Raw genomic sequence first — 17,487 nt, 5'->3', positions numbered from 1 at the left:
CTGGATCTACTTCTTCTGTTGCCTCTGCTTTGCCTTTATCTTGTTTATTGTAGTCTGGATCTACTTCTTCTGTTGTGTTATTTTTATTATTTTCTAAGTCTACCTTTTCATTATTTACGTTTTCTGCATCAGTCGTTAATTTATCATTATGTAAGCTTTGATTTTCTGAAGTTTGTTTATCATACTCTAAATTATTATTCTTATTAACCGGTACACTACTTTCCCCAGTAGTGTTATCACTATTTGTTTCCCCAACATGTTCCCCAATGTCCTGATAACTCATTTCGCTTGCTTGTTTTTCTGTTTCAGCAGCTTGCGCATTGTCTACGCCTATAAAGAGTAAAGCTCCAATTAATATAGATGATGCGCCAAAAGTGAATTTGCGAATACTATATTTGTTTTTTTTCTGTTCCATACTAGACACCTCTTGGTTAATAGAATTTAATAAATAACAAACTTCCTTTTGCTAAATGAATAGATTTAAAATAAAACGCGGTACTAATTCGAAAATTTTACCAATAATCTCTTTCATAAATTACTCCTTTCAGAAAACGTTTTCAAATAATAGTAAAAATTAAATTATCTATTTAAAACAATTAATGCACTACAACAAATTTTTTAAATAAATAATTTAATTTGACCTTACTAAACAAATAAAAAATAGTCAACAATATAAATAAAAATATAATAACTTAATTCATACTTTACAAATTATTCAAAAAAGCCCTTTATCAATACTCAATTTTCACATTGATATGATAAAGGGCTAATAATTAATGTTATTTAATTGCTATAAAAATTGTACGACAAATATTAATATAATAACGACTGGTAAAATAAATTTAATGAGATAATACCAAGGCATAAATAACCTAAATTTATCTTTTCCAAAGTGTTCTTTTAAAGCGTGTTTATCAAGTAATTGTCCTACAACAAGTGTTGTTCCCAACGCACCTATAGGCATTAAAATGTTGGAAACTAAGAAATCCATGTTGTCAAAAATAGTACCTGCTGCAAATTTTACATGACTCAGACTTCCAAAAGATAATGTTGCAGGAATACTTATCATAAAAACAAGTACACTTATATAAAACGATACAGATTTACGTTTCGAATTATCATTTTTAGTAAAGTTTGACACATTGAGTTCTAGTAACGAAATTGAAGAAGTAAGTGCTGCAAATAAAAATAATATCAAAAAAATAAAATAAAAACCTGAACCATATGCCATCTGATCAAATACTTTTGGTAACACTTTAAATAGTAATCCAGGTCCTTCAGTTGGACTATAACCGAAAGCTGAAATCGCAGGGAAAATTGCTAAACCTGCTAACACAGATACTAGAATGTTCATCGCTACAATAGAAACAGCCGAAGTTTTAATAGTCATTTCTTTAGATGCATAACTAGCATATGTAATCATGCCTGTTGTTCCTAATGACAGTGTAAAAAACGATTGGCCTAGCGCAAATAAAATCCCCTCTATTGAAATATCTTCTAATCGTGGTTGCAACATATATTTCAATCCTTCGAACGAGCCATCGAGAGTTAGCGATTTAACAACAATAATAATAAGGAAGATAAATAATAATGGCATCATAAATTTAGATGCTTTTTCTAATCCTTTTTCAACTCCCATCATTACAATGAACATCGTCAACAAAATAAATATCCCTTGGCCTGTAACCGTCAACCATGGATTACTTATAATAGATTCAAATTCTATTTGGCTTAATTTACCACCATTAAACGAGCATATTTGAAGTAATACATTAAATATATAAATGATAATCCAACCACCGATGACACTATAAAAACCAAATAAGATAAATACAGCTAAATTACCATTCCATCCTATAATATTTAACCATTTTCTATTTGTTAATTTTTCATATATTTTAGTAGTATATGTTTTGCCCATTTTTCCCACTGTAAATTCCATCATTAATAATGGCAGTCCTACAAACAGTGTAAATATTAAAAACATTAATAAGAAAGCCCCACCACCATAAATACCTGCCATATATGGAAATTTCCACATTGCGCCTAGCCCTATCGCAGACCCCGCACTTGCCAATATGAAACCGAGCGATGACTTCCATTGAGATTCATTATGCATCTTTCATACATCCTTTACACCCTATTATTCTTTACTGCGTTAAAGCGTTTATGTAACATAGGAAACTACTATAACATTTTTTTGAATTGAGCTCAATAGTTAATTACTTAAAACACTCGATATCATCACATTTACAAACATGACATTAAAAACTACTTCATTTAACATTTTAGACATTCTAATTTTCTGAAATTTCATTGAATTCATATAACTTTTATGTTATATTAATGTATGTTTTGCAACAAATAATTTTAAAAAAATAGAGGTATTAAAATGAATAGACTCATACTGATTTCTGGTCTAATGTTATTCTCATTTTTCTTTGGAGCCGGAAATCTAATATTTCCACCTATGTTAGGATATACAGCTCAAGAAAATATGTGGGTTTCAATGATAGGATTTTCAATCACTGGTATTTTATTACCATATTTAACAGTCATCGTCGTAGCTTATATGAACGGTGGCGTTGAAAGTATTGGTAACAAAGTCCATCCGTTATTTGGTACGATTTTTGCAATCTGTATTTATGCATCTATTGGTGCATTATATGGTATACCACGTGCTGCAAATGTCGCTTACGAAATTGGCACGAAAAACGTATTACCTGTACATAATCAATTAACTTTAATTATATTTTCAGCAGTCTTCTTCTTAGTTGTTTACTTGATTGCACTTTATCCAAATCGAATCATAGATAATTTAGGTAAATACCTAACACCTATTTTAATATGCATTATCGCTATTTTATGTATTTTAGTTATTATTAAACCAGAAGGTTCAATTGGTAAAGCTGGTGGCGACTTTGCGCAAACACCACTTGTGTCTGGTGTCTTAGAAGGTTATTTCACAATGGACCTCGTTGCTGCACTCGCTTTTTCAGTAGTCATTGTTCAAAGTTTTAAATTAAATGGTATTAATGAACCAAAGTTATTAGTTAAAAATGTTGTGAAAGCAGGTTTTATTTCTGCCGTGCTGTTATTTATCATTTATTTTGCTTTAGCTTATGTTGGCGCGACAACTGATCAAACAGGCTTAAAAGATGGCACAGATATTTTAACTTTTAACTCATTACGTGTATTTGGGTCTTTAGGAAACTTAATTTTTGGGATAATTGTGATACTAGCTTGTTTAACAACTTGTATTGGACTTGTAAATGCTTGTTCAGCGTTTGCAATGAAAAAATTACCAAAGATTTCTTATAAATTATTTGTACTTATCTTTTCAATATTAGGTTTTACTGTTTCTACTTTAGGATTAGAACTTATTTTGGAAATTGCTGTACCATTACTTACATTTATTTATCCAACATCTATCGTATTAGTGCTTATTTCGTTATTGAGTATCTTCATCTCATTTGAAATGAAATATAGCTTTATCATACCAACAATTGCAACATTGATTATTTCTTTATTACAAATATTAAATGACTTTAATTTAATTAAAATACTTAATGTTGTATATGCGCATTTCCCATTAGCAAATATCCAATTAGCATGGTTGATACCATTTATAGTGTGTCTGCTAATCGGTATTATTATCGATTTCTGCTATGCTAAATCGCAAGCTAAAATGACTTAAGTTAGTGCGCACTATTAACCAGACGGTATGTCAACACATATCCATTCTCATCAATACATCCCTTCAACTATGGGATGTATTTTTTATGTAAAATAGTAAAATTTCAAAAAGGTTTTCGGATTTTTAAAGTTGTTTATACGCATAATTTAGAATTTTCCATTATATTCACTCACCTATAAAATGATATATTTGTATGTAATTGGTATAATACATGTTAGCTATATAATAAAATTTGCTATTTAAGGATTGTGATTGGGTATGACTGAATTTAATGAATTTTTGGAGTCATTAGAAAATGACAAACAAACAGCCACAATGGAAGCTATCTTTAATTGGATTTCTGAGACTTTTCCTGAACTCGAAACAACAGTAAAATGGAATCAACCGATGTTTACGCATCACGGTACGTTTATTATTGCTTTTAGTAAATCTAAACAGCATTTCTCAGTAGCACCTGAAGCAAAAGGAATGGCTGAATTTACTGAACAGATTGCAGAATCTGGATATTCACAAACCAATAATTTATTTCGTATTAAATGGACACAAGACGTTAACTATGAACTATTGCAGTCCATGATTCAATTCAATATCGAAGACAAAGCGAATTGTACTACATTTTGGAGAACTTAATTTTAAACATATTGAAACATAAAAGGATGGCTCTACTCATATTGGGTAGAAACCATCCTTTTTAGTATTTAAATTGTTTATGTATAATCTTCAAAAAACGCTATCACATCTTGCTCTACATCCAAATGACCTTCACCATACGTCATTAAATGTTTACACGTAGGATAACCTTGAATTTCTTTATCCTCATGCTCAATTTGATTATAAATATAATTTGCACTAGCTTCATAAGCCTTTTCATCTTGTTCGCCAAACTTTATAGCAATAGGGACAGAAATTTGATTTAAGTGTGCCATCGCATCATCAACAAGTTTTTTAAATTTATCAAAACCAACGGCATAGTTTTCAATTTGATTCATCTGTTGTTGTATTGCTTCTTGTGACAAACCTACTAAGTTTCCCATGCGTTCTCCATAAAATTCCAGCCTTTTTGCAAGTCCAGCATCGTCTTTACTAAACGGTGTCGACATCACTGCAACAGAAGCAACCTGCTTTTCTTCCGCCAATTTTAAAGACAAAATACCGCCTAATGAGATGCCGCATACACTTATATTTGAATAACCTTGATCTTGCAAATATTGATATCCTTCTAGCGCATCTTGCCACCAATCCTCTGCGTCATAAGCCATCAATGATTCGAGCAATAAGCCATGCCCTTTATAGGAAGGCGCATAACATGTAAAACCAGCTTTATTTAATTTTGTAGCTAATAATTTTACATCTCTAATCGTACCTGTAAATGAATGTAATAACAATATAGCACGTTCAGAAGATTTATTTTCCAAAAATATCGGATTAGGTTCTTTTACATTTATCATCTATTGTCACTCCAACTTTTAACATCCATACACATTGTAATAGAAAATCGTTTACGATACAACGCGTTATGATTAATGAAAATCAAGATTGCTCAAACGACTATCTCTCAAAAAAATACAAGCCACTTCCTTAATGGAAGTAGCTTGCTTCTATGAGGAAGTCTGGAAACATGCCTAAGGCATGCTCACAGCGACCCATAGTGTGTGCATGCCCTTGGCATGCTTATATAGTGTACAATTTTATGTAAGTTCTTTCAAACATTTATAAATACTGAAACTATTGAAATTCATTTTATCTACATGCAAGTATATAGGATAATTTCTATTTATCTTCTTTATTTTTGTAATATTCAGATAAATGATTGTTAAATAATTATCGATTTTGACGAATATAACTCAGCTTTAATAAAGTATAATATATAATGACGGAATTTAAAGGAAAACGAGGTAATAAATATGGATGATTTAAAAATCAACAAAAGATTAATTATGACACCTGGCCCTGTTAGCGTAGACCCCCGCGTTTCACAAGCAATGTCAAACTCTATTTTAGGTCAATTTGACTATGAATTTGTAGACATTATGAATCAAACAATGGAACTAATTCGTAAATCTTTTTTAACAAAAAATCAATGGTCATTTCCTATTGATGGCACAAGTCGTGCTGGCTTAGAAGCTGTGATTTCCAGTATTGTTAAACCTGGTGATGATGTCCTAGTTCCAGTCATCGGACGTTTTGGCTATTTATTCGCTGAACTGGTTACGCGTGCTGGTGGTATCGTTCACAGCATTTATAAACCAATGGGAGAGGTGTTTGAACAATCAGAAATCATTGAAGCATTAGATCAATATCAACCAAAAGTACTTGCTATTGTACACGGTGAAACATCGACTGGTAGATTGCAACCAATTGATCAACTTGGTCGAGCATGTAAAGAAAGAGGGATATTTTCTGTTGTTGATGCTGTGGCTACATACCAAGGTATGGTTATTCCAGTAGATGAGTGGGAATTAGATGCAGTCATCGGTGGCGCTCAAAAATGTTTATCTATTCCTTCAGGTATTACCCCAATTACTTTCAACGATAGATTTAGTGATGCCATCAATGCGCGCAAACGTGTAGAACTTGGCATTCGCTCTACTGAAACCACAGAACCAGATCATTTTATCAGAAGTAATTATTTAGATTTAGCACAATTACAAGATTATTGGAGCCCAAAACGTTTAAATCACCATACTGAAGCAACGACTGCAATATATGCACTTCATACTGGTCTAAGATTAGCACTATCTGAAGGACTGGAAGCACGTGCGCAACGGCATGCCTTTCACCAAGAAGGTTTAAAAGCAGCCTTGAAGGCATTAGGACTCGAAATATACGGCAATGAATCGAACGAAATGAAAATGGTTATATGCGTTAATATTCCTGATGGTATAGATGATATAGCATTCAGAGACAGTTTATTAAAAAATTATGGCATAGAAATTGCAGGATCCTTTGGAGAGTTAAAAGGTAAAATATGGAGAATCGGTATCATGGGTTATGCTATCCAAAAACAGAATATCTTAACATTTTTAGCTGCATTTGCAACTCACCTTCTTGCTCAAGGTCATATCAAAAATCTTGATATAGAAAACGCAATTAAAACACTTATCAATCACTATGATAATAATGCGATATCATAAGATTTCAACACATCATTTGACTATATAAATCAAAAAAGGTACAACTCCAATCCTAAAATGATGCACATCTCAGAAGTTAGATTTTTAGTCCAACTTTAGAGGTGCCCATCAAAAACCATTGGTGTCGTACCTTTTTAATTTTTTCATTATAAATTTAAGTCTTTGCTATTATTCATCTTCTACAACTCTATTTTTAGCTGCAGGATAACCAAAAATAAAAAATAGTAATGACATGAGTAATAATGCAACAATGCCTGATATCCAATTTCCTGTGAAATCATGCAAGTATCCAATTAAAAATGGTCCAATCGCTGCAATTAAGTATCCTACAGATTGACCAAAACCGGATAATGAAATACTACCATCACTCGTCCGTGCACGGATTGAGAAGAATGTCATACATAAACTGAAACATGCTCCCATTGCTAAACCAGCAATAACCATACCAATAACAAGTAACACTAATGATTGTGTAAAGAATAAGCCAAAACCAGTTAAGAATAAAATTGTGATAATAACGACCAATATACGTTGGTCTTTCAATTTAGATGCTATAATTGGAAATGAAAATGTCATAGGTACTTGAGAAAATTGATTGAGCATTAATAAATAACCTGCTGTGGATGGATCTACCCCTCTATCAACTAATATAGATGGCACCCATGCGACAACGGTATAGAATACCATAGATTGGAAGCCCATCGTCAAAGCAACCATCCAAGCTAATTTAGATTTGACAATATTGACTTTCTTACGATGTTTGACTTGTGTTTGATCAATTGTATGTTGTTCTAATTGCGCACCTTGACGTGCTTTAGGAATCCACAAAATAATCGCGATAATACCTAGAATAATCCAAAATGACAGTGACAACCTAAAACCGAGTGATGTTTGTGATAATGGGAAGCTTAACCCGCCACCTAAGCCTGCTGTAAAGTTCATAGTTCCACTATAAATGCCCGTAGCAATGCCGATTTGCATTGGGAAATACCATTTTACATAGCTAGGTAGTACAACGTTACCAAATGCAATTGCTATCCCTAATACTAATGTACCAATAATAAATAAAGTAAAATCACCAGCTACACGTAAATACAATCCAATTATTAGTAATATAGTAGAGTACAGAATTGTACGAGACATTGTGATACGCGACGTTACTCTCGATACTAATGGAGAAACAATCGCAAAAATAATGAGCGGTATAGTAGTTAAGATGCCAGCAACACTGTTATTAATTTCCATTACATGCTTGATCTCATCAACTACAGGCCCTACTGATGTGAGTGGCGCACGTAAAGTAGAAGCAATAAACACAATTGCCAAAATTACGCCCCAATTTTCTTTAATTCTATGTATACGATAGGGTTCAGTCATCTTATACCACCTTTCTTCCAAACCTTTTAATATAATAATACAACGAATCGATCAAATGAAAACCATTTGAACGATTCGCAAGTAATTGTTTCTAAAGAACTCATCCATTATTGTTCAACATTTAATATAATACGTGTACCTGCTTTACCTTCTAATGCTTCAACTGCATCATCTAATGAACAGATAATCGCTTCTTTACCCATTTCAGCAAATTGAATCGCAGCTTCAATCTTAGGTAACATACTTCCTTCAGGGAATTGCCCTTCGGCAACATAAGTTTTTGCTTGTTCAACTGAAATTGTTGCTAATTTCTTTTCGTTCGGTTTACCAAAGTTCACACAAACATTTGATACATCTGTTAACATCATAAATGTGTCTGCTTCAACTTGCTGCGCAAGTTTTAAACCAGAGCGGTCTTTATCGATAACCGCTTCCACACCTTGAATATTCCCGTTTTCATCACGGTAAACTGGTATACCACCGCCACCAGATGAAATAACGATCGCTTGGTCAATCAATGCTTTGATTTGATTGACACCGTGAATCACGAGTGGCTCTGGTGAAGGAACAACACGACGGTAACCTCTACCAGCATCTTCTACCATCACAAAACCATGCGTTTCTTCTAGGCGTTTTGCTTCAATTTCGTCAAAAAATACGCCAATTGGTTTTGTTGGATTATCAAATGCCTTATCATCTTTATCCACTTCTACCATTGTTAATAATGTTACCACATCGCTTTGAATATTTAATGCATGTAAATGATTTTTTAAAGATTCTTCCATCATATAACCAATAAATCCTTGTGATTCAGCGTTACATGCATTGATTGGAAGTGGATCTACAACGTCTTTTGCCGCTTCATTTTGTGCAATAATATTACCGACTTGTGGTCCATTACCATGTGTAATGACAACGTTATGTCCAATTTTTTTCAACTCTGCCATTTTTCGTGTAGCAGCAAACACGTTTTTATATTGATTGTCGTATGACGCTTCTTGTTTAGGTTGTAAAATAGCGTTACCGCCTAAAGCAAGTACAACACGCTTACTCATACGTTTCACTCCTTCAAGTTAATGCTACAAACATGCCATATACTGTGTCTCTTCCTGATGACGAACCTACTTTAAGCAGTCGCTCAATATTTGCCAGTGACGGCTCATGTTGTAACTCTGATATTTTCGAACTAAACAACCCTTGCTGTGCGCATTTTAAAAATGTTTCTCCTACTAGTGTTGTTAATGGTTCATCAAGTAGTTGTTTTAACTTTTCTAAATTTGGTTTTCTAATATAAGGATCAGTAAAATGAATGAACAACATTCCAGTTAGAATGTCATCACCAGAGGGCGTGAGCCCTTTTCCTCTACCAATTAAGTAGCGATAATAATGTTCTACGGTTTCAACATCTTCATCTTTAAGCGCATGTATGATTCGGCTCATTGTTTGGCGGTCAAAGTCACCTTCTTCATACATCGTAAAATCATATGTCGATATATTCTGCTTGAGTTCATCATTATTTACCTTTTCAGCGAAGTCTTTAAATGGCAATGATGGGACATGCCACACAAGTTGGCACGTTTTACTAATATATATCGTGTTAGGACCTATAGAGATTTGTTGGTTTAAAGCAATCTCTTTTAACAAACTTTGTTTCGTTTGTTGATCTATTAATATGCCGAACGGAAACATGCCATTTTCATCTGTACCTATAAATACCAGTTCTTGCGCATCATTGACAATATTGAATCCTTTGTTAAATATACTATGCACATAAAAGGTTTGATGATTTGCCAATATTTCCTGGGCAATATTGCCTATAGCTGTTGCGCGGAAAATCACGCTTTAAAACCTAATTTCTCAGCATATGCCGTAATTGCTTTTTCGAAACATTCAATCGGTGGGTGAACGGTACCTGCTCCGATTTGACCATAACCTGCAATTTTATGAGCAATACCTGTATTAATAACTGGCGTAATACCAGTTTCAACGACTTTACGTGCATCAATACCTAAGCAAGCACCTTTAAAGTTCCATGTAGGGATGGCAAAGTTTGGATTCTCACCGATACAAATTTCAGTCATTTCATTACTGATATCTAATGCGTCATCAAAGCCCCCAGTACCAACGAATCTAGTTACAGCTGGTGCAGCGATCATTGCCATACCACCAACACCAATCGTTTCAGTAATCGCTGAGTCACCAATATCAGTATTAGCATCTTCAGCAGAGTAACCTGTGAAGAATAGCCCATGTGGTGTATTGACTGGTGCAGTAAACCATTCATCGCCCATACCAGCGATACGAATACCAAAGTTTTCACCGTTACGACACATCGCTGTTACAACTGTACCGTGCTCAATTGTACGTGCTGCATCCATCATAGCTTTACCTGTAGCCATCGCTATGTTCAAGAAGAATTGGTCTGTATCAGCTAAGAATTGTAATACCTCAGTACGTTTTTCTGCTTCAACATCATCTAATGATGAGATGATAGGCGTAACTTCTTTTAAGAAAGCTAATGAAGCTGCAATGTTACGTTGGTGGAATTCATCACCCATTGCAATTGCTTTAGCGATTAATACGTTCACATTTAAACCATCGTTCATTTTGTGTAATGCCTTACTTAATACCGGTCCTAAAACATCTTTCATCCAGTGAAGACGATTGACTACTGTATCATTATAAGCACCGAAACGTAATACTGCGCCGATACCTTCGTTCATTTGGCAATATGCTTCGTTACCTGTTTCTCTGTTTTCCACAACAAGTACAGGCATATTAGCTGATGTAATACCACCCATTGGACCCACTGCATTGACGTGGTGACAAGGGATGAAAGTGATTTGACCTTCTTCTAACAATTTACGTGCGTCTTGTTCATTGTCTGCCCATCCTTCAAAAAGAATTGCACCGACACAAGAACCTTGCATAGGATCAGTCATATTTTCATATTTAATTGGTGGGCCAGCATGTAATAATACGTTTTCTTTGAGTTCAGGAATTTTAGATTTAGCTGGCACGACATCCACTAAAAATGGTGCTGCTGCAATCATCTTATCAATGACTGCTTGGTTAGCTTCATCTATTGTTTTATATGCCATTTTATACCGTCTCTCCTTCATAATTGTTTAAGAATTGCAGTACTTTCATTAATTTTTCGTCTCCTCCTGCAATTGGACGCCAGTTGAATTGAACGACTGGTGCATCGCTTGCTTGGATTGCTTCAGTAAAGCTCTTCAATCCAATGTTAATCACGCTTGGTTTCATGTTTATTAAATTCATCACTTTTTCATCGACAGTTAAATCTACAGGTTCTGAATCAAATGATTTCGTTGATAATTTTGGTTGTGCTACGCTGCTGCCAACTAAGTTAAGCGCAGTACGAACCATTTGGTCGTTTGTTTCACAAACAATCGCACCAGCTTCTTTTAAAGTTTTAACTTGATTATCATACCCTTGATGATCATGTTGCGTACCAACAACTGTAGCAAGCACTGCTAATGAACGACCATTAGCTTTAACTTTGTCTAAAATCGTTTTGATTGTCGGTGCAAGTTCGCTAGCCATATCATCATGACTACCATAACCAATAACATTATCTAACATAATTACAGCAGTTGATGGATCATCAGATGATGTTTCTAACATTTCAATGCGTTTCGATGGATCAATCATTGGATGTGGTCTACCTTGTGTATAAATGTCATCGCCTAAGTCGATAATTTCATGGTTTCCACCTTTATATGAGAATCCTTCTGGTGTTACTTCACCTGAAGCGTCGCCTAAAGTATCCTTCACTAACATTGCTGCTTCTGAAGCTAAAGTACCACCTGAATAATATCCTTTGATGCCGTCTTGATTGTCAGCAAATTTAATACCAAGATTTTCCTTAAAAGTTGGGTTAAATTGCGGCGTTTCATCATTAGATAGTTGGACAGATACGCGTGCCGCTTCTTCTAAAGTATATGCATGATAGATATTTTCTTCTGTGTAAGTTGGTTTAGAACCTAAGAATAAGGTAACCACAGGTTTTTCAATATTACGTAGAAGATTTAATACTTTTTCTTCGACTTCTTTAGCTGGTGGTTTAGATATAACAGTAATGACTTTAACTTTAGGATCGGCATTTAATGCTTTTATACTATCTAACATCGTAATCGCACCAACCTCAGTTGATAAGTCACGACCGCCAGTACCGATTGCATTTGTCACACCTTTGCCTTCACGGTCAATGATAGTAGTCACTTCTTGGATACCTGTACCAGAAGCACCGATAACGCCAATGTCACCTTCGTTCACTGTGTTAGTAAATGCAAGTGGTAGGCTATGGATTATCCCTGTACCACAGTCAGGCCCCATCACTAATAATCCTTTTTCATGCGCCATTTGTTTTAAGCGCACTTCGTCAGCTTTTGCAACGTTATCACTAAACATAAATACATTTAAATTGTTTTTCAAAGCAGTTTCAGCTTCCATCGCTGCATATTGACCAGGAATTGAAATTAATGCCAAGTTTGGATTGTTTGCTAATTCTAAAGCACGGTTCCAGTTTGAAGCTTCGTCTTGCTTTTTAGACTTGTCATCCTCTTCACCTTTACCTTTGAGTTCTGCATCAACTTGTTCATTAACTTCATCAACTTTAGATTCATCATCAGTATCTACGATAACAACGATGTCATTAGGTTTCGCATTATCTAATGCTTCAGTGTCAAATCCTGATGATTTGAAAATATCCTTATTGGCAGGCGTGCCCATCATAATTGAAACTTGGTTCACACCATCAATAGCAGACAATTTATTCGATAACAACATTAATACAATCGAATCTTGGTACGTGTTTTCTTTAATTATTGTGTATAACATACTATTCCTCCGTTATTATTCTGCAAATCTATTTTTTCCATGATAACGATCAAAGTGTACATCCTCTGACACTAAGTAATCGTAAATTTCATCAACTATTTCAATGCCTTTTTCATCGTATTTTTCACTACGTAAGCGTCCACGTTCACCTGGATAGAATATTTCTCCATATCCTTCAGCAGCTGGTTGCGCTTTTAGTTCATCTAACATCGTTGAAATACGTGATTTAAATTGATCTAAGTCAGTAAAAAATGCAGGGTTAATGACGATGTGTAATTGTCCTAGGTCACGACCTTTAGTTAAGTCTTTGTACATAGATGAAACATGAACACCATGTGGCACACCTAACAGGCTTCCAGACAAGATATCTACCATCATCATCAAACCGTAACCTTTTGGACCTGCCACTGGAACTAGTGCATGAACATCTCTTGCATTTGTTGTTGGCTCGCCGTTAGCATCTACTGCCCAAGTATCTGGAATAGATTGATGTTTGGCTCTAGCATCGAGCACTTTGCCCCATGCTTGTACTGTTGTCGCCATATCAAATGTAATAATTCTCTCATCATTAGACGGCGCACTAAATGCAATTGGATTTGTACCAAAATAAGGTTCTGTACCACCAAACGGTACGACCATTGGATCAGATTGACACATACTTAAACCAACCATGTTTGCTTTAGATGCCATTTCCACAAAGTAACCTAAGGCACCACTATGAGAGATATGTTTCACCCCAACAACTGCGACACCATTTTCTTTTGCCATTGCAATTGCTTTTTCCATCGCTTGTTTCGCAGCTTGATGTCCAGGGCCATTATCCCCTTCAAAAACACCTGTCGAAGGACCTGTTTGCTCAAATTGATACTCAGGGTTAGCAGTAATACCTCCCTTAGCAATACGTTCCGCATAATATTCCACTCTGACTGCACCATGAGAATGAATACCTCTATGGTCTGCAAAAGTCAAAACATCAGCGACATCCTTTGCAGCATCTTCATTTAATCCTGCTTTAACTAGTTTATTTTTCATTAAATCAAATAAATCATTTTTAGAAACACGCATATTACAACCTCCTTATTACTATTATTGTGTTATATTTCATTAAAATTTGTGTTTTCAAGCAGTAAAAAAAGAAGTTACTAAAGACGCACCATGCTAAATGTCATAAGTCACCATTTATTACATTAAATTATCTCGTTCACTTCTTTTTATTACTTCCTAATATATGTCATCAGATATTAAATAATCATAAATTTCTTGCGGAACTGGAATACCTCGCTCTGCATATTGTTTTTTAACTTCTTCTTGAATCTCACCTGGATAATACACTTGATCAAAACCTTTAGCAGGTTTAACGTCATGCAACTCATCTACCATGTCAGAAACCTGTGTTAAAAACTGTGTTTCATCACCAAAATATGCTGGATTAATTACGATATGAAATTGTCCTAATCTACGATATTGACTTAAATCTTCATACATTGAAGTGACATGCTTACCAAACGGTAAACCTAACAAGCTACCTGCTAATATGTCTACCATCATCATCAAACCGTAACCTTTTGGTCCGGCAACAGGTAATAACGCAGCTACTTCAAAAGGATCTGCAGTAGGTTCACCATGTTTGTCCACTGCCCATGTATTAGGTATTGATTTGTTTTTTGAGCGTGCATCTAATATTTTCCCCCACGCTTGTACCGTTGTTGCCATATCAAACAATATAGGATTACCACTTTTTCGTGGTGACGCAAAAGCGATTGGATTCGTACCAAAATAAGATTCTGTACCACCAAATGGTACGACCATTGGGTCAGATTGGCATACGGTTAATGCAACCATACCTTGTTTTGCAGCTTGTTCTGCAAAATAGCCAATGGCACCACTATGCCCCATCTCTTGAATACCTACCATGCCGATACCACTGGATTTTGCTAAATTGATCGCTTCTTCCATCGCTTGATATGCAACATAATGGCCAACAGCATTATCGCCGAAGTATGTGCCTGCTGAAGGACCCGTCTTCGTAAATTTCAAATCTGGTTCCAAATTAAAACCTTTTTTAGCAATTCGTTCTGCATAATACTGCATTCGAACTGAGCCATGTGAATGAATGCCTCGTTCGTCAGCAAATATCATCAGATCTGCTGTTTTTTCAGCTTGCGCGTCAGGTAAACCTGCGTGTGTTAATTTCTCTTTAAATAATTGGCGTAGTTTACCACGTTCGACGTATATTAATGCTCCCTCTTCCATGACTAACAACCTTCCTTAAATTTCTATATCTCTATTTGCATCCTTGGAATAGATGTAAGCGAATGGTTCGTCTAAACCAACAGCATAAGTTGCTTGTGGTGCATAAGCACCCATAAAGATATAATCACCTTTATCAACTGGTTGCCATTCGTTGTCTAAGTTGTACATACCACGCCCACTTAATACATAAGCCCCATGTTCTTGAACGTGTGTTTCAATATAACCGTGTGAAGCACCTGGTTTAAATGACAAGATGTGAATATTCATATCATATGCTAATTCTTTTGGTAGCAAATCAAGAATTTTAACTTCTTCCATGCCTTCATATGGCTCTTGAACCATATCATTAACGTTTCCAGTTACAACTTCTGGCGTATAACCTTCTAAAGGTTGATAACGTTTTTTATATAAGAATACTCGGCTGTCATTATTTTGATTGCTATTTTCAAATGTCATTACTTGATGAGATGGTACATATAAATAACCACCTGCACTCAATTCATATTTTTTATCATCTGCATACGCGTTGATGTTTCCATATTCAACATAGATGAATGTTTGAACACCATTTCCACCAAATCCTTGTCTATTTCCACCTTGATTTTTCAATGTTACGAGGTAGTCTACGAAACGCGCACCAAGTCTTGGTGAACCTAAAATCGTTACGTCACAATCTTCAAAACCAGGTACAACATTATTTACTAAACCATCTGGTGTGATGACTGCATAGTTATCTTTTTTAATTACTGAACGTGTTTCTAATAAACCTTCTCTATATCCTTGATTATGATTAATATAACCCATAAATAAAATGCTCCTTTTCTTTATCTGTATTTAAAATCTTTTTTGCTTTTCTCTATAAAAAGTTTGTTGAACCATGTTTATTTATATAGCCCAATGATGTTGTTCTAGTTGTCTATGACTAAGTATTATTCTTTATAAGCAAGTTTATATAATACTTGTTTTAACACTTCGATACCTTTAACTAAATCTTCTACATTTGTCTCTTCTTCAACGTTGTGACTCACACCATTAATAGATGGTACAAACAACATTGATGTCGGCACATATTTAGCAAAAATTTGAGAATCGTGACCTGCACCAGAAGGCATTAATTTCCACTTTGATTCACCCACTACTGTTTCAGCAGCATTTTGAACTTCTTTAACCAAGCGTTCATCCATCAAAGTCGGTGCTTCATCCATCCATAAATCGATGTCGCATTGCACGCCTTCTTCTTCAGATACACGTTTAATACATGCATCAATTTCTTCTGCAAATTGATTTAACTCATCTTGATTAATATGACGACAATCAATAGAGAACGTAACTTCTCCTGGAACCACATTAACTGTATTTGGCACTGGGTCTACACGACCAAATGTAATGACTAATGGATCACCTATTTCTCGCGCACGATCTGTTAATTGATTAGCAATTTTGCTGAAAGCTACAACTGCGTCATTTCTCAAGCCCATCGGTGTCGTACCTGCATGGTTTGCTTCACCTTTTAAGTTAATCGTATAACGTTTTTGACCAACGATGCCGTTAACGACACCAATTGATTTATTTTCCGTCTCTAATACTTTACCTTGTTCAATATGCACTTCGATAAATGATTTTATGTAACTATAATCATTATCTGCTGTTCGATAATCAAAGCCACATTCACGCATCGCTTCTTTAAAAGCAACACCTTCACCATCAGCAATTGAATCTACATCAGCTTTATCAGCTAAGTTGAAGAAGTTTTTACTTCCCCAGAAAGCAAATGGGAAACGACTACCTTCCTCTTCCGCTAAAGCTAAAATTTCTAATGAACGTAATGGTTGGCCATATTCGGCTTTAAGTGACTGCATCGCAACAACAGCAGCTAACACACCAAATTGACCATCTAAATGGCCACCTTCAACAACTGTGTCAATGTGAGAGCCGGACATAATTGTTTGTTCAGGGTATTTACTACCTTCAATACGTCCTTTTAAGTTGCCGATGCTATCGAATTCTGTTTCAAATCCATCTTTTTCTAGTGTTTCTTTCAATGCTTGTACAGCATTTGACCATTCTTTAGAATAAAGTAGACGCGTGATGCCTCCACCAGTCAAACCGCCAAACGCAGTGAATTTTTTGTCTAGAGCCTCAAAAGAAGATCGGATGTCCATG

The 17,487-nt window shown here is 35.1% G+C and carries 15 protein-coding genes; 3 read left to right on the top strand and 12 right to left on the bottom strand.

Features of this window, described 5'->3' with window-relative positions:
* A partial coding sequence (locus KA814_RS13700; RefSeq protein ID WP_204171285.1) for a YSIRK-type signal peptide-containing protein occupies positions 1–415 on the bottom strand: 415 nt, incomplete at its 3' end.
* 375 nt (positions 416–790) lie between these two features.
* Positions 791–2,119 carry a sodium-dependent transporter gene (locus tag KA814_RS11280; protein WP_203265316.1) on the bottom strand — a complete coding sequence of 443 codons (1,329 nt, stop codon included), beginning with the start codon at positions 2,117–2,119 and terminating at the stop codon, positions 791–793.
* A gap of 273 nt (positions 2,120–2,392) precedes the next feature.
* Between KA814_RS11280 and brnQ the strand changes: the two genes are divergently transcribed.
* On the top strand, positions 2,393–3,697 hold the full coding sequence (gene brnQ / locus KA814_RS11275; protein ID WP_046207009.1) for a branched-chain amino acid transport system II carrier protein: 1,305 nt from the start codon (positions 2,393–2,395) through the stop codon (positions 3,695–3,697).
* Positions 3,698–3,955: 258 nt separating this feature from the next.
* The gene (locus tag KA814_RS11270) at positions 3,956–4,327 is read left to right on the top strand and encodes an iron chaperone (protein WP_046207010.1); all 372 of its coding nucleotides are present in this window, start codon (positions 3,956–3,958) and stop codon (positions 4,325–4,327) included.
* A 77-nt stretch (positions 4,328–4,404) separates the two neighbouring features.
* On the opposite strand, the gene KA814_RS11265 is transcribed toward KA814_RS11270, so the two are convergent.
* Positions 4,405–5,145 carry an alpha/beta hydrolase gene (locus KA814_RS11265; RefSeq protein ID WP_046207011.1) on the bottom strand — a complete coding sequence of 247 codons (741 nt, stop codon included), beginning with the start codon at positions 5,143–5,145 and terminating at the stop codon, positions 4,405–4,407.
* A 456-nt stretch (positions 5,146–5,601) separates the two neighbouring features.
* Here KA814_RS11265 and KA814_RS11260 point away from each other — a divergent pair, with 456 nt between their 5' ends.
* The gene (locus KA814_RS11260; RefSeq protein ID WP_064209609.1) at positions 5,602–6,831 is read left to right on the top strand and encodes a pyridoxal-phosphate-dependent aminotransferase family protein; all 1,230 of its coding nucleotides are present in this window, start codon (positions 5,602–5,604) and stop codon (positions 6,829–6,831) included.
* A gap of 168 nt (positions 6,832–6,999) precedes the next feature.
* Here KA814_RS11260 and KA814_RS11255 read toward each other — a convergent pair whose 3' ends face one another.
* The 9 genes from KA814_RS11255 to allC all read right to left on the bottom strand — a co-directional run bounded on the left by KA814_RS11255 (position 7,000) and on the right by allC (position 17,486).
* Positions 7,000–8,208: a CynX/NimT family MFS transporter gene (locus KA814_RS11255; RefSeq protein ID WP_046207013.1), complete on the bottom strand. Its 1,209-nt coding sequence runs from the start codon at positions 8,206–8,208 to the stop codon at positions 7,000–7,002.
* A 107-nt stretch (positions 8,209–8,315) separates the two neighbouring features.
* Complete coding sequence (gene arcC / locus KA814_RS11250; protein WP_107359890.1) at positions 8,316–9,263, bottom strand: carbamate kinase; 948 nt, start codon at positions 9,261–9,263, stop codon at positions 8,316–8,318.
* A gap of 13 nt (positions 9,264–9,276) precedes the next feature.
* Positions 9,277–10,047 carry an oxamate carbamoyltransferase subunit AllH family protein gene (locus KA814_RS11245; RefSeq protein ID WP_107359891.1) on the bottom strand — a complete coding sequence of 257 codons (771 nt, stop codon included), beginning with the start codon at positions 10,045–10,047 and terminating at the stop codon, positions 9,277–9,279.
* On the bottom strand, positions 10,044–11,309 hold the full coding sequence (locus KA814_RS11240; RefSeq protein WP_064209611.1) for a YlbE family protein: 1,266 nt from the start codon (positions 11,307–11,309) through the stop codon (positions 10,044–10,046). Before KA814_RS11240 ends, KA814_RS11245 begins: the two co-directional genes overlap by 4 nt.
* Position 11,310: 1 nt before the next feature.
* Positions 11,311–13,071, bottom strand: a complete 1,761-nt coding sequence (locus KA814_RS11235; RefSeq protein ID WP_064209612.1) for an acyl-CoA synthetase FdrA — start codon at positions 13,069–13,071, stop codon at positions 11,311–11,313.
* 15 nt (positions 13,072–13,086) lie between these two features.
* Positions 13,087–14,136: an ureidoglycolate dehydrogenase gene (allD, locus tag KA814_RS11230; RefSeq protein WP_046207018.1), complete on the bottom strand. Its 1,050-nt coding sequence runs from the start codon at positions 14,134–14,136 to the stop codon at positions 13,087–13,089.
* A gap of 156 nt (positions 14,137–14,292) precedes the next feature.
* Entirely contained in the window at positions 14,293–15,324 is a 1,032-nt protein-coding gene (gene allD, locus KA814_RS11225; RefSeq protein ID WP_046207019.1) for an ureidoglycolate dehydrogenase, read from the bottom strand.
* A gap of 15 nt (positions 15,325–15,339) precedes the next feature.
* Positions 15,340–16,128, bottom strand: coding sequence for a (S)-ureidoglycine aminohydrolase (allE, locus tag KA814_RS11220; RefSeq protein ID WP_046207020.1), 789 nt, complete (start codon positions 16,126–16,128; stop codon positions 15,340–15,342).
* A gap of 125 nt (positions 16,129–16,253) precedes the next feature.
* The gene (gene allC, locus KA814_RS11215; protein WP_107359892.1) at positions 16,254–17,486 is read right to left on the bottom strand and encodes an allantoate deiminase; all 1,233 of its coding nucleotides are present in this window, start codon (positions 17,484–17,486) and stop codon (positions 16,254–16,256) included.
* Position 17,487: the final 1 nt, after the last annotated feature.

Source organism: Staphylococcus sp. GDY8P196P, from assembly GCF_017891705.1.
Taxonomy (GTDB): Bacteria; Bacillota; Bacilli; order Staphylococcales; family Staphylococcaceae; genus Staphylococcus; species Staphylococcus ureilyticus.
Note: the sequence above shows the minus strand (reverse complement) of the source record. Positions and strands in the feature narration are given on the sequence as shown.